Genomic DNA, 14,602 nt, shown 5'->3' with positions numbered 1-14,602 from the left:
CACCGGCCGGGACGGCGGACAACACAGTGACGGGACTCTTTGGTCAGGCTCCTATCAAGTCACTCCGCCCCACCGGTCGCGTGTGCTTCAGGTGTCCATCGATGCAGCAGCCGACACATCACGGGAAGGACAGCCATCGGCGTCAGCGCGGAAACGAGTCAAACCACTGCATCGACGAACCATTCCAGTATCACTGCGCGGATAGTAGGCCTCCAGGCCAACTATCCGCGCACGGGTCGCGCCGCGGCACCCTGTCACATTCGCCCGGACTGTCTCGTCCGAGGTGGTATGACACAGAACATGAGAATCGCAGTCGCAGGGGGCACCGGCGTCGTGGGCCGTCACGTCGTCCGAGTGGCGAAGGACAACGGACACGAGGTCGTGGTTCTTTCGCGCTCGTCGGGAGTGGACCTGACCACCGGAACAGGACTGGCCGGCGCGTTGGACGGCGTCGACGTACTGATCGACGTCTCGTCCACCCAGACGATGTCGGCGAAGGACTCCACAGCGTTTTTCACGACGGTGACGCGCACTCTTCTCGCGGCGGAGAAAACCGCGGGCGTGCGGCATCACGTCGCCCTGTCCATCGTGGGCATCGACGACGCGCCGCACATGTACTACGCAGGCAAGGTCGCCCAGGAGAAGGAAGTCACGAGCGGTGACGTGCCGTGGACGATTCTGCGTGCGACTCAATTCCACGAGTTCGCGTCGCAGATCTACGGACAGATCAAGATCGGTCCGATCATCGTCGTGCCGAAGATGCGGTCGCAGCCCATCGCGGCGCGAGAGGTCGCTGCACGCCTCGTCCAACTGGCCGAGGGCACGCCGGCAGGGCGTGTGAAGGATCTCGGCGGCCCTCACACGGAACTGATGTCCCGGATGGTGCGCGACTACGCCGCCTCGATCGAGGGAACGCAGGCACACCTCGGCGGCCGGATCGTCGAACTCCCGATACCGGGCGCATACGGCAAAGCGATGCGCGACGGCACCCTGCTGACGGGCGCGGACGCGGACCACGGAACCCAGACGTTCGACGAGTGGCTCGGGACGCAACAGGCCCGGTAACTGTTCGAACGAGAATCGCACGATTTCGCACACGCCGTGCTCGGGTCGGGTCCATGATGACGTTCAGACCATCGCCGCTGCTGGTCCCGACCGCGAAAGCAGGACTCGCCATGACGCAATCTGCAGAACGTCACACTGCGAAGGTCATCGGGGTCACCGTCGCGGCCGCGGTCGGCGGCTTCCTGTTCGGCTTCGATTCCTCGGTGGTCAACGGAGCCGTCGATTCCATTCAGGAGAACTTCGCCCTGTCGTCGTTCGTCACCGGTTTCGCGGTCGCGATCGCGCTGCTCGGGTGTGCGGTCGGCGCGTGGTTCGCGGGCCGACTCGCCGACAGCTGGGGCCGCAAACGCGTCATGCTGCTGGGGTCGGCTCTGTTCACGATTTCGTCGCTCGGGTCCGGATTCGCCTTCAGCGTGCCCGATCTCATGCTGTGGCGCGTGCTCGGCGGTCTCGGAATCGGTATCGCGTCGGTGATCGCCCCGGCGTACATTTCCGAGATCGCCCCTGCTCGATTCCGTGGCGGGTTGGCGTCGCTGCAGCAGTTGGCGATCACCGTCGGCATCTTCGCAGCCCTGCTGTCCGACGCCGTGCTGCAGAACGCCGCGGGTGGGCCGTCGAACGATCTGTGGTTCGGCCTCGAAGCGTGGCGGTGGATGTTCCTCGTCGGCGTCGTACCGGCACTCGTCTACGGCTTTCTTGCGACGCTCATCCCCGAATCGCCGCGATACCTCGTCGGCAAGCATCTCGACGAGGAGGCCGCGCGCATTCTCGGCGAAGTGTCCGGCGAGCTGAATCCCGGTGAGCGAGTTCAGGAAATCCGGCTGACGTTGCGGAAGGAATCTCGGTCGTCGTTCCGCGACATCCGAGGACCGAAATTCGGATTGCAGCCGATCGTCTGGGTGGGAATCGCGATGGCGATCCTGCAACAGTTCGTCGGCATCAACGCGATCTTCTACTACTCGACGACGCTGTGGAAGTCGGTCGGTTTCAGCGAGAATCAGTCGTTCGTCACGTCGGTGATCACGTCGATCATCAACGTCAGCATGACGTTCGTCGCCATTCTGTTCGTCGATCGGGTCGGTCGCAAGAAGCTTCTGTCGATCGGCTCGGTCGGAATGTTCGTCGGGCTGGTACTCGCGGCGGTGTCGTTCTCGCAGGCGGTGGGATCCGGTGACGATCTGACCCTTCCGGAACCGTGGGGCGTCGTCGCGTTGGTCGGCGCCAACTTGTTCGTCATCTTCTTCGCCGCCACGTGGGGTCCGATCATGTGGGTGATGCTCGGCGAGATGTTCCCCAACAACATTCGTGCTGTGGCCCTCGGCCTCAGTACCGCAGCGAACTGGATCGCGAATTTCGCCATCACACTTGCGTTTCCACCGCTGTCGCAATCCATCGGCCTCGGTTTCATCTATTCCTTCTTCGCGTTCTTCGCGCTCCTGTCGTTCTTCTTCGTCAGGTTCAAGATCCGCGAGACGAAGGGTATGGAACTCGAGGACATGGTCCTGTAGTGAATCGAGAAGCACTCCGAAGGGAGTGAGATGTCATGGGAATGTTCGTCGTCGAGTACTCGTACACCGACGAATCGTCCGCCGGCCGCGATGACCACCGCACCGATCATCGCGCGTGGCTGACCGAACTCGTTCGCCGCAAGGTCGTTCGATCGTCCGGGCCGACGGCTGACCACACCGGAGCGACATTCATCGTGCAGGCCGACGACGCCGACGCCGTCAGACGCTTGTTCGCCCACGATCCGTTCGCGCGCGCGCACCTCGTCGAGGATGTCCGGGTGTCCGAATGGACACCGGCGCGGGGTGATTTCGGAGGGTGATTTTTCGGAGTGTGCGCCGATGCCGCACCCGCCGACAGGCATCGTGACACCATGCCCCGCACACCATCGTTCCTGACGCATCCCCATCAGGCGTTCACCGCCGGGTTCTACCGCAACGACGATTTCGACTTCGAAGTCCGCATCGCGCTCGGCGCAGCCGCGTTCGGTGCGACCGACGCCGGTGAGGTCATGTCCGCGATCGCGCACGTCCGCGACAACGACCACGACGCCTGGTTCGACGCCTGGGTCGCACTCGGAACGCGCGTGAGGGCTCTCGCCGACCGTTCGGCCGAGTCCGGCCACGACGTCAGCGCGGCACAGGCGTATCTGCGCGCGTCGACGTATTTCGCCGTCGCAGTCAATTCGATCGCGGGACTGGGCAGCGACGACCAGTTGCTGCCGACGTTCCGGCAGCATCGCTCGGCGTGGGATCGTTTCGTGGACACGACGTCGTATTCGGTGGACCGCATCGATATTCCGTACGAGGACGGGCACATGCCCGGCTACTTCTTCCACGCATCGGGCGAGGGTCGCCGGAAGACATTCGTCATGGTCAACGGCAGCGACGGGTCGATGAGTGCGCTGTGGTCGTCGGGGGCGGCGGGCGCGCTGGCGCGCGGGTACAACGTGCTCGTGTTCGACGGACCCGGACAACAATCGATGCTGTTCGAACGCGGCATCGGGTTCCGACCCGACTGGGAAGCCGTCGTGACGCCGGTCGTCGACGCCCTCGTCGGCCGTCCCGACGTCGACGCGGACAAGCTGGCGCTGTACGGGCTGAGCCAGGGAGGTTTCTGGGTACCGCGGGCGCTCGCGTTCGAACACCGCTTCGCGGCAGCGATACTCGATCCGGGCGTCGTCGACGTCGCGACCTCGTGGACGGATCACTTCCCGAAGAACATGATCCGCATGCTCGACGACGGTAACCGCGCGGCATTCGACCGCGACATGGCGATGGGAATGAAAGTCTCGAAAGAGACTGCACGCGAATGGAATTTCCGCGCCAGACCGTATTTGCGCGACGGCTACTTCGACACCGTGATGGAGGTACGCAGGTACACCATGAACGGTCTGCTCGGCAAGATCGACACCCCGTTGTTCGTGGCGAACCCCGAGGACGAACAGTTCTGGCCGGGCCAGCCGAAGCAACTGGCCGACGCCGTCGTCGCCCCGGTGCATCTGTGCGACTTCACCGCGGCCGAGGGCGCCAACTATCACTGCCAGCCGATGGCCCGACTACTGACCGATCAACGCATGTTCGACTGGCTCGACGCGACGCTCGGGTGATCAGACCGTCTTGGCCCAGTCGACGATGTTCTGAGCGACGTCCTCGGACGTGAGACCCAGTTCGCGGTGAATCTGCTCGCGAGAAGCGTGATCCAGGAAGCGTTGCGGCACACCGATGTCGCGGCAGACCGTATCGACTCCTGCGGCTCGGATAGCGGCGGATACGCTCGATCCGACACCGCCGTGCACACCCGAGTCCTCGAGCGTGACGACGAGGCGGTAATCGGCGGCGAGCGCCGTCAGCGAGTCCGGGACCGGAAGCACCCAGCGCGGATCGACGACGGCAACCGAAAGTCCCTGTGCCGTCAGCTTCTTCGCGGCGTCGAGCGCCAAGCCGGCGAACGCTCCGACCGCAACGATCAGAACGTCACGGTCGTCCGTTTCCGGCTCGGCGAGCACGTCGACCACACCGTCCAGCCGGCGAATCGCCGGAACGTCCTCGGTGACCGAACCTTTCGGGAATCGCAGAGCGGTCGGACCGTCGTCGATCGCGAGGGCTTCGCCGAGTTCTTCGCGCAACGTCGCGCCGTCACGGGGCGCCGCGACACGCATGCCGGGCACGATACCGAGTAGCGACAAGTCCCACATGCCGTTGTGGCTCGCCCCGTCAGCACCGGTGACGCCCGCACGGTCGAGCACGAGTGTCACCGGCAGCTTCAGCAGCGCCACGTCCATGAGAAGCTGGTCGAAGGCACGGTTGAGGAACGTCGAATAGACCGCGACGACCGGATGCAGTCCACCGAGCGCGAGACCCGCCGCCGAGGTGACGGCATGCTGCTCGGCGATGCCGACGTCGAACAAACGGTCGGGATAGGCCTCTCCGAACGCGGCAAGTCCCGTCGGGCCTGCCATCGCCGCGGTGATGGCCACGACGTCCTCGCGAACCGCGGCCCGATCGATGAGTTCCTGTGAGAACACCGACGTCCAGTCCGGCCCTGATTTCGACCGCGCGAGACCTGTGAGCGGGTCGATGACGCCGGTGGCGTGCATCTGGTCGGCGACGTGATTCTCGGCGTGCGCGTAGCCCATCCCCTTGCGGGTGACAGCGTGGACGATGACGGGCCCGCCGTACGCCTTGGCTCGTCGCAGTGCGGCCTCGAGTGCAGGCTCGTCGTGACCGTCGACCGGCCCGAGGTACTTGATCCCGAGGTCGGTGAACATGACCTGGGGGCTGATCGCGTCCTTCACACCGGCTTTCATGCCGTGCAGCATCGCGTACGCCGTCTTTCCGACCAACGGAATCCTTCGCACGATCCGTCGACCGTTGTCGAGGACTTTCTCGTAGCCGGGCTGGAGTCGGAGGGCCGCGAGGTGCTCGGCGAGCCCGCCGATCGTGGGCGCGTAGGAGCGGCCGTTGTCGTTGACGACGATGACGAGCGAGCGATCCTTGCCCGCTGCGATGTTGTTCAGTGCCTCCCAGCACATTCCGCCGGTGAGCGCGCCGTCGCCGACGACGGCGACGACGTGACGGTCGTTCTGCCCGGTCAACTGGAACGCCTTGGCGAGACCGTCGGCGTACGACAACGATGCCGACGCGTGGGAGGACTCGACCCAGTCGTGCTCGCTCTCCGAACGAGCCGGGTAGCCGGACAGCCCGCCCTGTTTGCGCAGGGAGTCGAACGCTCCCGCGCGACCGGTGATCATCTTGTGGACATACGCCTGATGACCGGTGTCGAAGATGATCGGGTCGTTCGGCGAATCGAAGGTGCGGTGCACGGCCAGGGTCAGTTCGACGACGCCGAGGTTCGGGCCGAGATGGCCTCCTGTGGCGGACACCTTCTCGACGAGGAAATCGCGAATTTCGCCGGCCAGGTCGGCAACCTCGGACGGGGCCAGACGGCGCAGGTCCTCGGGCGTCTGAACACGAGCTAGGACACCCACCGAGATCGCTCCCTTCGGCCGGACTCTTGCGAGTCACGATCAGCACAGTCTACGTAGCCTGTCGCGAGCGAAGCCCTCGACAACACGTTCCAATCGACAATACTGTGGTCTGCTCGGTGCGCCCAACCACGGATGGCGCGTCCGTGGTCACATCGAATCCCGTAGCTGCAGCATAGGGTTGCCTCATGACGACCGTGGTCGACGACATTCTGCACCGCATCCACGAGGCGTGCCGCGACGAAATCTCGGGCGCCGTGGCCGATTACATACCCGAACTGGCCGCGGTGTCGCCCGACGGCTTCGGAATCGCGCTCGCCACGAGCGACGGGTACGTCTACGAAATCGGCGACACGCGCACGCCGTTCACCATTCAGTCCATCTCGAAGCCGTTCACGTACGGTCTCGCGCTCGCCGACAACGGGGAGGACGCGGTCGCCGCGAAGATCGACATCGAGCCGTCCGGCGAACCGTTCAACGAGATCAGCCTGGACCCCGTCACCGAACGTCCGCGAAATCCGATGATCAACGCCGGTGCCATCACTTCGGCATCGCTGATCCACGGTCGGACTGCCGAGCAGCGCTTCGAACGCATCAGAAAGGCCTACTCGCGATACGCGGGACGCGAACTGACGTTCAACGACGCCGTGTACCGGTCCGAGGCGAGAACCGGTCATCGGAACCGCGCGATCGGGTACATGCTCCGGTCGTTCGACATCATCGCCGGCGACCCGGACGAGGCCGTCGACCTGTACTTCCGTCAGTGTTCCATCGACGTCACCGCCGCCGACCTGGCGATGATGGCCGCGACCATGGCCAACAACGGTGTCAATCCGCGAACAGGTGAACGCGCCCTGTCCCCCGTCCTCGTCGAGCGAGTGCTCAGCGTCATGACGACCTGCGGAATGTACGACGGCGCAGGCGACTGGGTCGCGAAAGTCGGTTTGCCCGCCAAGAGCGGGGTCGGCGGCGGGGTACTTGCGGTCCTGCCGGGCCAGATGGGCATCGCCGTCTACTCGCCGCGCCTGGACGGACATGGCAACAGCGTCCGCGGGGTGGCTGCGTGCCGTCAGCTCTCTCGCACGCTGGAGCTGCACTTCCTGCACGTGCCACGCGCCGCGGCGTCGGCGGTCCGTGGGCGCTACACCGTCGCGGAGGCCCCGTCGCGTAAACGGAGAAGCGACATCGAGCAGGACGCGCTGGCCGAGTTCGGTCACCGCGCGCGGGTGTACGAACTGCACGGCGATCTGCTGTTCTCGGGCGCGGAGACCGCGGTGCGCGAGATCGGAACGTTGGACGAGGACCTCGACGCACTCGTGCTCGACGTCCGGGGCGTCGACGACGTCAGCGACATCGCGCGCAGCATGTTCGACGACCTGCGCACCCAGCTCGCCGCAAAGCGTTGTCACGCGGCGTTCGTCGACCCACGAGGCGTCCTGGGTCATGCGTCGTCCAGCATCGATCCGAAGGATCCCGGTGGACGAGTGTTCGGAGATATCGGCTCGGGCATCGGATGGGCCGAGGAACTGGTGCTCGACCGATACTGTGTGGGCCCGCGGCAGCCCGTGAGGATCTCGGCCGTCGAACATCCGGTGTTGGCCGGACTCACCGAGGAGCAGTACGCGCGGGTCGAGGCAGTGATCGACACCAGGCATTACGCAGCGGGCGACGTCATCGTGCGGGCGGGCGACCCCGCTGCCGGTCTGTTTCTCGTCCTCGTCGGGGAAGTCAGCTCCACCTACGACACACCCGACGGGTTTCATCAGCGGATCTCGACGCTGTCCCCCGGCATGAGTTTCGGAGAGATGCCTCTGTTGGCGAACACACCGTTTCTGCTGAATTTCCGCGCCGACACCGACCTGACCGTCGCCGTCGTGACCGTCGCCGATTTCCACGCGCTCACCGTGGACGCACCCGCGACGAAACTGGCCGTGCTGGGCAACCTCGCCGCGGGTGCGTACGCCCAGATGAACATCGCCATCAAGTCGTTGGGACAGTTCGGCGTCGGGAGATGATTCCCGACGCCGAACTGCTGTCCCGTTCGAAGGGTCGTTCCTGCAGGCTCCACTCCCGGCCCTAGGCCGTCAGCGACACCATCGTCAGCACCTCGGTCGGCTGCGGTGAACCACCCGCAGGCTCGAGCGAGAACGCGAAGTTGGTCGACGCACCCATGCCGTCGATGACGGTGTCTCCGTCGCCGGACAACTGATCCGCAGTCACCAGACCCACCGATCGCGGGGTCCCGTCCACGAACCACATCTGGTAGTCCTTGCCCGGCTCGGGAGCCGGAACGCCGTCGAGCTTCACGACGACCGAATCGGACTCACGCGAATACGAGACGGTTGCCGTTCCGCCACCGGGGAATTCGGCGACGGCCTCGCGCGCATCCGGGGCCGCGACGATCTGCTCGGCCTGCGTCGGCGTCGGCTCGTTCTGCAGCACCTGGGTAGCCACGACGACGCCACCGACCGCGACGACCACCGCTGCCGCAGCAGCCATCACCGTGGTGCGCCACTTGGTTTTTCGACGTTCGCGATGGCCTGCCATGCTCGTCACGTTCGACTTCTCGCGCGGAGTCGGCGCCGCCTGCGGAGTGTTCGGGATCTCGTCCAGCACACGGGTTTTCAGCTCCGCCGGGGGTTCGACGGCGTCGAGCACCGACACCAGAGCCAGCGTTTCCTGGATCTCGCTGACGAGGATGTTGAACTGAACGCGCGCCGTGTCGTCGACGGACCGCAGGTCGTTCTCGATCTCGGCGTGCTCGGCCTCGCTGACCGCGTGCAGGGCGTACACCTCCGCCGCGTCGAGCAGCCGTTGTCGGGATGCGTCGCTCATGAGGGTGTCACCCCCAGACATGTCTTCAACTTGATCAGTCCATCTCTTATTCGCGATTTGATGGTGGGCACGGCCACTCCGAGCCGCTCGGCCACCTCGCGGTAGGTCCATCCGCTGTAGTAAGCCATTCGTACCGACTCGCGCTGCGTATCGGTCAGTGTGTCGAGGCACGCAACCACGGCCTCGGATTCGAGTCGCTGCGTCACCGCCTCGAGCACCTCGTCGTGTTCCGAGGACTGGCTGATCGCCCCGTACGCCGCCTCACGATCGGTTCCCGACTGCTCGGACCTGACGCGGTCGACGGCACGTCGATGCGCCAGCGTCATGATCCAGGCGAGCGGACTCCCCTGGGCCGGGTCGTAGTTCGGCGCCGACCGCCAGATCTGCAGGAAGACCTCCTGCGTCGTCTCCTCGCTGTACCCCGGGTCGCGCAGAACCCGCAGCACCATGCCGTGCACCCGAGCCGATGTGGCGTCGTACAACTCGCCGAAGGCGCGCTGATCTCCAGCGGCGACGGCGACCATCAGTCGACGTAGACGTTCGGCCTCGTCCGCGCGCAGATTGCGTAGCTGCGCGCTGGGCACGGCACAGGCGGGGCCGTCGCCGCCCTCGGGTGTCGACGGGTTCTCTTCTGAGCCTGGTATTCCCTGATACGGCGAACCCTGGCTCGGGTTGCTGCTCACCGGAACGAGGTCCCAACTGCTTCGACTCTGATCGCGTTCATTGATCAAGAGAGTAGTGCTCATATTGCCTTCACACCGAAACCTCCGCGTTTTCCCGCCGCACAACACATTCGGTACATGTCACGAAATGGATGGCCGACCGGGAAATTCATTTGCGGAACAGCGTGAACTCGGACAATCTTGGACGAATGGGACACGAGGCGGCAATCGAGACGTCAGGCCTGATCAAACGCTTCGGCGACAACGTCGCCGTGGATGGAATAGACCTACGCGTCCCGTCGGGCGGGGTGTACGGCGTGCTCGGTCCGAACGGGGCAGGCAAGACGACGACCATTCGGATGCTCGCGACCCTGCTGCCGATCGACGGTGGCACCGCGCGGGTACTCGGTCACGACGTCGCCGCCGAGCCCGACGCGGTGCGCAGCAAAGTGTCCCTCACCGGGCAGTTCGCGTCGCTCGACGAGGACCTCACCGGCACCGAGAACCTGGTGCTGCTCGCACGCCTGTACGGCTATTCTCGCCCGGCCGCCCGCTCGCGCTCCGACGAGCTGTTGTCGGCTTTCGGCATCGCCGATGCCGGTGGGCGACAGGTGAAGACCTACTCCGGCGGTATGCGTCGGCGTATCGACATCGCGGCGAGCATCATCGTCACCCCCGAACTGATCTTTCTCGACGAGCCCACCACCGGCCTCGACCCCCGCAGCCGAAATCAGGTGTGGGAGATCGTGCGCGCACTCGTCGCGGGCGGCACGACGGTCCTGCTGACCACCCAGTATCTCGACGAGGCCGACCAGCTCGCAGGCCGCATCGCGGTCATCGATCGCGGACAGGTCATCGCCGAGGGCACCACGAGCGAACTGAAGGCGTCCGTCGGCGCGGGATCGCTGCACGTACGCGTCTCCGATCCCCTGCAGCGTGACTCCGCGGCGAGGATCCTGCGCACGATTCTGCGTGAGCAGGTCGTCGAGGAAGCAGATCCTGCGGCTCTGTCGGCGCGTCTCGACTCGACGTCGTCGGTCGCATCGGCTCTGCCCGCGTTCGAAGAAGCGGGAATCGGCATCGCGTCGTTCGCCATCGGCCAACCGAGTCTCGACGAGGTCTTCCTCGCCCTGACCGGACACACCACCGACACCACGGAGCGTGCGTCATGACTACTTCCCCCACCGAGATCGCGGCGTCGACCGACGCGGTGTCCGACGTCCTTCGGGCATCGGGTCCCCGACCCGCGAGGCCGTCCGCTCTGTCCACGTCGCTGTCGTTCGGGTGGCGCGCGCTGCTGAAGATCAAGCACGTTCCCGAGCAGCTGTTCGACGTGACGATGTTCCCGATCATGTTCACGCTGCTGTTCACGTACCTGTTCGGCGGGGCACTGGCCGGCTCGACGAGCGCCTACATCCAGTTTCTGCTGCCCGGCATCCTGGTGCAGACGGTCGTCATGATCACCATGTACACCGGCGTCACCATCAACAAGGACATCGAGAAGGGCGTCTTCGACCGCTTCCGATCGCTGCCCATCTGGCGTCCGTCGCCGCTCGTCGGCGCCCTGTTCGGTGACGTCGTGCGCTATTCGCTGGCGTCGGTCATCGTGTTGATTCTCGGCCTGATCATCGGTTTCCGGCCCGAGGGTGGAGTCGTGGGCGTCGTCGCGTCGGTCGTGCTGTTGCTGGTGTTCTCGTTCTGCCTCTCGTGGGTGTGGACGATGATCGCGATGATCGTCCGGACGGAGGCCGCCGTCATGGGCGTCTCGATGTTCATCCTGTTCCCGCTGACATTCGCCAGCAACATCTTCGTCGATCCGCAGACGATGCCGGGCTGGCTGCGCGCTTTCGTCGAGGTCAACCCGGTCAGCTTCCTCGTCACGTCGATTCGGTCCCTGATGGCAGGCGAACCCGACTCCTCGAAGCTGTTGGTCACCGCGGTGATGTGCGCCGGCTTCCTGGTGATCTTCGGGCCGCTGACGATGCGTCTCTACAACCGCAAGACCTGACGTCAGGCACGCGACGCGGCTCGTGCGCGGTGGCGCCGAACCGCGTCGCGGTTGGAACACGCTGTACCGCAATAACGTTGGCGTCCGGTGCGCGAGACGTCGGCGAAGATGTTCGAACAGCCCTCTGCGGCACAGCGTCCCAGCCGCGTCATTCCGCGCGTCGTCAGGTGCAGTGCGGTACCCACACTCACGAGCGCCCTGATGACTGCGCCGAGCGGGATGTTCGGATCACGGTAATGCATGTGCCACCCGTCGCCCGCGTGGTCGGTGAGGCGTGGATAGGCCGATGCGCGGGCGAGCATTCCGTTGACGATGTCCGCGCGTGCCTCGTCGGTCGTCGCGTCGACGACGGTTGCCCATTCACGGAGGAACTGCATCGCGTCGGCGAGATCGGCGTCGGTCGGTTCGGTGTCGACGACGAGCCCTCCGTCGACGCAGCGCCGTCCGAGTTCGGCGGCCGATTCAGGCGGCGTGTTGTAGAGGTCGACGCCCAATTGCACCGCATACGTTCCGTAAGGGTTGATGTGCATTAGACCATTACAGCACAGTGGGCGTATGACCACACACGACCACACCTGGACCACCACGAGCCGACACGACACCAGCGAGGGCCGCATCAGCTACCAGCACTGCCCCTGCGGCGCCCAGCGAATCCTCGCTCCGGCGTATCCGGAGCGCGCACAGCTCGCCGTCGTCCTGCCCTGATGCCTACTGCTGGAGTCTGTCGGCGAGCAGCGGAACGACCTGCTCCACCGCGTACTGCAGCGACAGCACCGAACTGGTCGAGTACGACTTCGCGACGACGGGGTCGTCGAACACCAGCGACCGACCGTCCTGCACTGCCGGTATCGCCCGGAACAGCGGATTGTCGGTGACGTCGGACGGCGACGTCTGAATCGGAAAGATCACGACGAGGTCCGCGTCGAGCAGGCCGAGCTCCTCGTCGGAGATGGGCACCGAGAACCCCTGCGGCGGTAGCGCATCGATCGTCGGATTGGACACGAACCCGAGCTTCTTCATGAACTGCATGCGCGTGCTGTCGGAAACGTATGCGCCGTAACCGGTTCCGCTGTACGCGCCGACGGTGATCGTCTTGCCGACGAATTCCGGATTCTGCTTGACAGCCGCGGCGAAATCGGCCTCGACCTCGGACAACAGCTCGGCTCCCTTCGCTGACTCGCCGAGTGCCGCCGACACCATGGTGACCTGTTGATCGAGCGAGGTCAGATAGTTGTCGGCACCCTCGGGCAGTGCGATGGTCGGCGCGATCTGCGACAGCCGGTCGTATCTGTCCTGGTCGCCGGAGCTCTTGGTATCGAGAATGACGTCGGGCTCGAGCGCGGCGACGGCCTCGTAGGACGGCTCCTGGGTGCCGATGATCTCGGGCGACGCGTCGTACAAGCCCTCGGCCCACGGGCCGACCCCGTCTCCCCCGAACGCAAGCCAGTCGCTCGCACCGACGGGCTGGACACCGAGCGCGAGAGCGGTTTCCGCGTCGGCCCAGCCGAGAGCCACGACGCGCTGGGGCTTCGATTCGACGGTCACCTCGCCGAACTTGGTGTCGATCGTCACCGGGAAGGCACCGTCGGCGGACGCACCCGTCGTATCGGGCGATTCACCGACCTCCGACGACGAGCACGAGACCACTGCGCCGACGGCGAGAACCGCTGCGGCAAGGGTGGACAGGGACGAAGTTCGCATTCTGGACAGCACCCGCCCACGCTACGACACCCGGTGTCGCCGTGGGGGTGCCACGATTTCCGTCAGCGAACGAACAATCCGATGCACTCCACGTGATGGCTCAACGGGAACGCGTCGAACGCCCGCATGTCCGCGAACTCGAAACCCGCGGCTCGATACAGCGCCGTGTCACGGGCGAACGATGCTGGGTCGCAACCGATGTGGACCACCCGGTGGGCGTCCGTCGCTTCGATCGCCGACACCACGTCCTTGTCCGCGCCCGATCTCGGCGGGTCGAGGACGACGACGGATGGGGACGGAAGCGACGCGACGACGCGTTCGACCCGGCCGGGAACGAATTCGATCTGCGGTGAATCGGCAAGTGCCGCAGCACCGTCCGCGGCTGCGCGACGGGAGAATTCGACACTGGCGACCCGGCCCGACGGACCGACTGCGTCGGCGACGCTCGCCGCGAACACCCCGACTCCCCCGTAGAGATCCCAGGCCACCGAGCCCGCGGCAGCGTCGGCCCACTCGGACACGACGTCGCTGTAGACCTGTGCGGCGTTCCGATGGGCCTGCCAGAACCCGGTGGCGTCGAGTTCCCACTGCCGCCCCGAGACGTACTCGTGCGGACGCCCGGTTCCCTCGACGACTTTCTCCGGACGTGGTCGCGACGCGGCTGCCCGACGTGCCGCAGCGCCGCGACGACCCGGCGATCGACGACCTGTACGTGACACCGCAGCAGGAGCGACCTCGACGACGTGGCGCACATCGTCCCCGTCGACCGCGACGGCGAGTTCGCTTCCCGGACGCCATCGTTCGGCGTCGAGACCGTCGAGTGCACCCGCAACCACCTGTGGGCAGCCGAGGTCGGTCACCAGCGTCGAGCTACGGAAGCGATGGAAACCGGCGCGGCCTGCGCCGTCGACACCCAACCGCACTCGCGTACGCCACCGGGTGCCGTCGTCGTCACCGGGGAGACCCTCCACGGTGACGTCGCGATCGATACCCGCGATTCGACGCAGTTGCTCGGCGACGACAGCAGCCTTCATCGCCCGACCGGCGTCGACAGTGGCGTGCGAGTAGTCGCAACAGCCCGAACCACCGGGTCCGGAGATGGGGCAGACCTGCGGGATCCGGTCCGGCGACGGCGAAACGATCTCGACGGCGTCCGCGCGGCAGAACGATCCGCCTCGATCCTCGGTGACCTTGGCTCGGACGACTTCGCCCGGCAGTCCGTGCCGGACGAACATCACGCGCCCGTCGTGGCGGGCGACGCAGAACCCGCCGTGCCCGGGTGGTCCCAGGGTGACCTCGATCGTGCGGCCGAACCAGTTCTCCGTCATCGACATCTGT

The 14,602-nt window shown here is 65.6% G+C and carries 14 protein-coding genes; 8 read left to right on the top strand and 6 right to left on the bottom strand.

The genetic code is table 11. The features are described from left to right. Nucleotides 1-300: 300 nt before the first annotated feature. From HQ354_RS09030 to HQ354_RS09015, 4 genes are all read left to right on the top strand, one after another. Nucleotides 301-1,065: an SDR family oxidoreductase gene (locus HQ354_RS09030; RefSeq protein ID WP_222634543.1), complete on the top strand. Its 765-nt coding sequence runs from the start codon at nucleotides 301-303 to the stop codon at nucleotides 1,063-1,065. A gap of 110 nt (nucleotides 1,066-1,175) precedes the next feature. After that, nucleotides 1,176-2,573 (top strand): sugar porter family MFS transporter, encoded by a 1,398-nt coding sequence (locus HQ354_RS09025; RefSeq protein ID WP_068425978.1) that lies wholly within the window; start codon nucleotides 1,176-1,178, stop codon nucleotides 2,571-2,573. Nucleotides 2,574-2,608: 35 nt separating this feature from the next. Continuing rightward, nucleotides 2,609-2,893, top strand: coding sequence for a YciI family protein (locus HQ354_RS09020; protein ID WP_068424437.1), 285 nt, complete (start codon nucleotides 2,609-2,611; stop codon nucleotides 2,891-2,893). 51 nt (nucleotides 2,894-2,944) lie between these two features. Next, nucleotides 2,945-4,180 (top strand): S9 family peptidase, encoded by a 1,236-nt coding sequence (locus tag HQ354_RS09015; RefSeq protein ID WP_068425981.1) that lies wholly within the window; start codon nucleotides 2,945-2,947, stop codon nucleotides 4,178-4,180. Here the strand turns inward: HQ354_RS09015 and dxs are convergent, their stop codons facing one another. Continuing rightward, nucleotides 4,181-6,061 carry a 1-deoxy-D-xylulose-5-phosphate synthase gene (dxs, locus tag HQ354_RS09010; RefSeq protein WP_068424439.1) on the bottom strand — a complete coding sequence of 627 codons (1,881 nt, stop codon included), beginning with the start codon at nucleotides 6,059-6,061 and terminating at the stop codon, nucleotides 4,181-4,183. 185 nt (nucleotides 6,062-6,246) lie between these two features. On the opposite strand from dxs, the gene glsA reads away from it, so the two are divergent. Continuing rightward, nucleotides 6,247-8,073: a glutaminase A gene (gene glsA, locus HQ354_RS09005; RefSeq protein ID WP_222634544.1), complete on the top strand. Its 1,827-nt coding sequence runs from the start codon at nucleotides 6,247-6,249 to the stop codon at nucleotides 8,071-8,073. 61 nt (nucleotides 8,074-8,134) lie between these two features. Here the strand turns inward: glsA and HQ354_RS09000 are convergent, their stop codons facing one another. Then, nucleotides 8,135-8,893 (bottom strand): anti-sigma factor domain-containing protein, encoded by a 759-nt coding sequence (locus HQ354_RS09000; RefSeq protein ID WP_222634545.1) that lies wholly within the window; start codon nucleotides 8,891-8,893, stop codon nucleotides 8,135-8,137. Then, nucleotides 8,890-9,639, bottom strand: a complete 750-nt coding sequence (locus HQ354_RS08995) for a sigma-70 family RNA polymerase sigma factor (protein WP_222634546.1) — start codon at nucleotides 9,637-9,639, stop codon at nucleotides 8,890-8,892. Before HQ354_RS08995 ends, HQ354_RS09000 begins: the two co-directional genes overlap by 4 nt. A gap of 125 nt (nucleotides 9,640-9,764) precedes the next feature. On the opposite strand from HQ354_RS08995, the gene HQ354_RS08990 reads away from it, so the two are divergent. Both HQ354_RS08990 and HQ354_RS08985 read left to right on the top strand, forming a co-directional pair. Continuing rightward, entirely contained in the window at nucleotides 9,765-10,727 is a 963-nt protein-coding gene (locus HQ354_RS08990) for an ATP-binding cassette domain-containing protein (RefSeq protein ID WP_222634547.1), read from the top strand. Next, on the top strand, nucleotides 10,724-11,563 hold the full coding sequence (locus HQ354_RS08985; protein ID WP_068424452.1) for an ABC transporter permease: 840 nt from the start codon (nucleotides 10,724-10,726) through the stop codon (nucleotides 11,561-11,563). The genes HQ354_RS08990 and HQ354_RS08985 overlap by 4 nt, the downstream gene beginning before the upstream one ends. Before the next feature lie 2 nt (nucleotides 11,564-11,565). Here the strand turns inward: HQ354_RS08985 and HQ354_RS08980 are convergent, their stop codons facing one another. After that, the gene (locus HQ354_RS08980; protein ID WP_068424453.1) at nucleotides 11,566-12,093 is read right to left on the bottom strand and encodes a CGNR zinc finger domain-containing protein; all 528 of its coding nucleotides are present in this window, start codon (nucleotides 12,091-12,093) and stop codon (nucleotides 11,566-11,568) included. A 25-nt stretch (nucleotides 12,094-12,118) separates the two neighbouring features. Here HQ354_RS08980 and HQ354_RS08975 point away from each other — a divergent pair, with 25 nt between their 5' ends. Next, complete coding sequence (locus HQ354_RS08975; RefSeq protein ID WP_167674272.1) at nucleotides 12,119-12,268, top strand: hypothetical protein; 150 nt, start codon at nucleotides 12,119-12,121, stop codon at nucleotides 12,266-12,268. A 3-nt stretch (nucleotides 12,269-12,271) separates the two neighbouring features. Here HQ354_RS08975 and HQ354_RS08970 read toward each other — a convergent pair whose 3' ends face one another. Together HQ354_RS08970 and HQ354_RS08965 are read right to left on the bottom strand one after the other, a co-directional pair. Continuing rightward, complete coding sequence (locus tag HQ354_RS08970) at nucleotides 12,272-13,264, bottom strand: iron-siderophore ABC transporter substrate-binding protein (RefSeq protein ID WP_222634548.1); 993 nt, start codon at nucleotides 13,262-13,264, stop codon at nucleotides 12,272-12,274. Between the two features lie 62 nt (nucleotides 13,265-13,326). Continuing rightward, nucleotides 13,327-14,592: a class I SAM-dependent RNA methyltransferase gene (locus tag HQ354_RS08965; protein WP_068425987.1), complete on the bottom strand. Its 1,266-nt coding sequence runs from the start codon at nucleotides 14,590-14,592 to the stop codon at nucleotides 13,327-13,329. Between the last annotated feature and the right edge of the window lie 10 nt (nucleotides 14,593-14,602).

Source organism: Rhodococcus sp. BP-261, assembly GCF_019835205.1.
Taxonomy (GTDB): Bacteria; Actinomycetota; Actinomycetes; order Mycobacteriales; family Mycobacteriaceae; genus Rhodococcoides; species Rhodococcoides kyotonensis_B.
The sequence above is the reverse complement of the archived record's forward strand: the minus strand, read 5'-3'. Positions and strand labels throughout refer to the sequence as shown.

Bases quoted from the DNA above. Each gene is read 5' to 3' on its own strand.
- HQ354_RS09025 (WP_068425978.1), top strand. From the start codon at position 1,176: ATGACGCAATCTGCAGAACGTCACACTGCGAAGGTCATCGGGGTCACC.
- HQ354_RS08985 (WP_068424452.1), top strand. From the start codon at position 10,724: ATGACTACTTCCCCCACCGAGATCGCGGCGTCGACCGACGCGGTGTCC.
- HQ354_RS08965 (WP_068425987.1), bottom strand. From the start codon at position 14,592: ATGACGGAGAACTGGTTCGGCCGCACGATCGAGGTCACCCTGGGACCA.
- HQ354_RS08975 (WP_167674272.1), top strand. From the start codon at position 12,119: ATGACCACACACGACCACACCTGGACCACCACGAGCCGACACGACACC.
- glsA (WP_222634544.1), top strand. From the start codon at position 6,247: ATGACGACCGTGGTCGACGACATTCTGCACCGCATCCACGAGGCGTGC.
- HQ354_RS09030 (WP_222634543.1), top strand. From the start codon at position 301: ATGAGAATCGCAGTCGCAGGGGGCACCGGCGTCGTGGGCCGTCACGTC.
- HQ354_RS08980 (WP_068424453.1), bottom strand. From the start codon at position 12,093: ATGCACATCAACCCTTACGGAACGTATGCGGTGCAATTGGGCGTCGAC.
- HQ354_RS09015 (WP_068425981.1), top strand. From the start codon at position 2,945: ATGCCCCGCACACCATCGTTCCTGACGCATCCCCATCAGGCGTTCACC.
- HQ354_RS08990 (WP_222634547.1), top strand. From the start codon at position 9,765: ATGGGACACGAGGCGGCAATCGAGACGTCAGGCCTGATCAAACGCTTC.
- HQ354_RS08970 (WP_222634548.1), bottom strand. From the start codon at position 13,264: ATGCGAACTTCGTCCCTGTCCACCCTTGCCGCAGCGGTTCTCGCCGTC.
- HQ354_RS08995 (WP_222634546.1), bottom strand. From the start codon at position 9,639: ATGAGCACTACTCTCTTGATCAATGAACGCGATCAGAGTCGAAGCAGT.
- HQ354_RS09000 (WP_222634545.1), bottom strand. From the start codon at position 8,893: ATGAGCGACGCATCCCGACAACGGCTGCTCGACGCGGCGGAGGTGTAC.
- HQ354_RS09020 (WP_068424437.1), top strand. From the start codon at position 2,609: ATGGGAATGTTCGTCGTCGAGTACTCGTACACCGACGAATCGTCCGCC.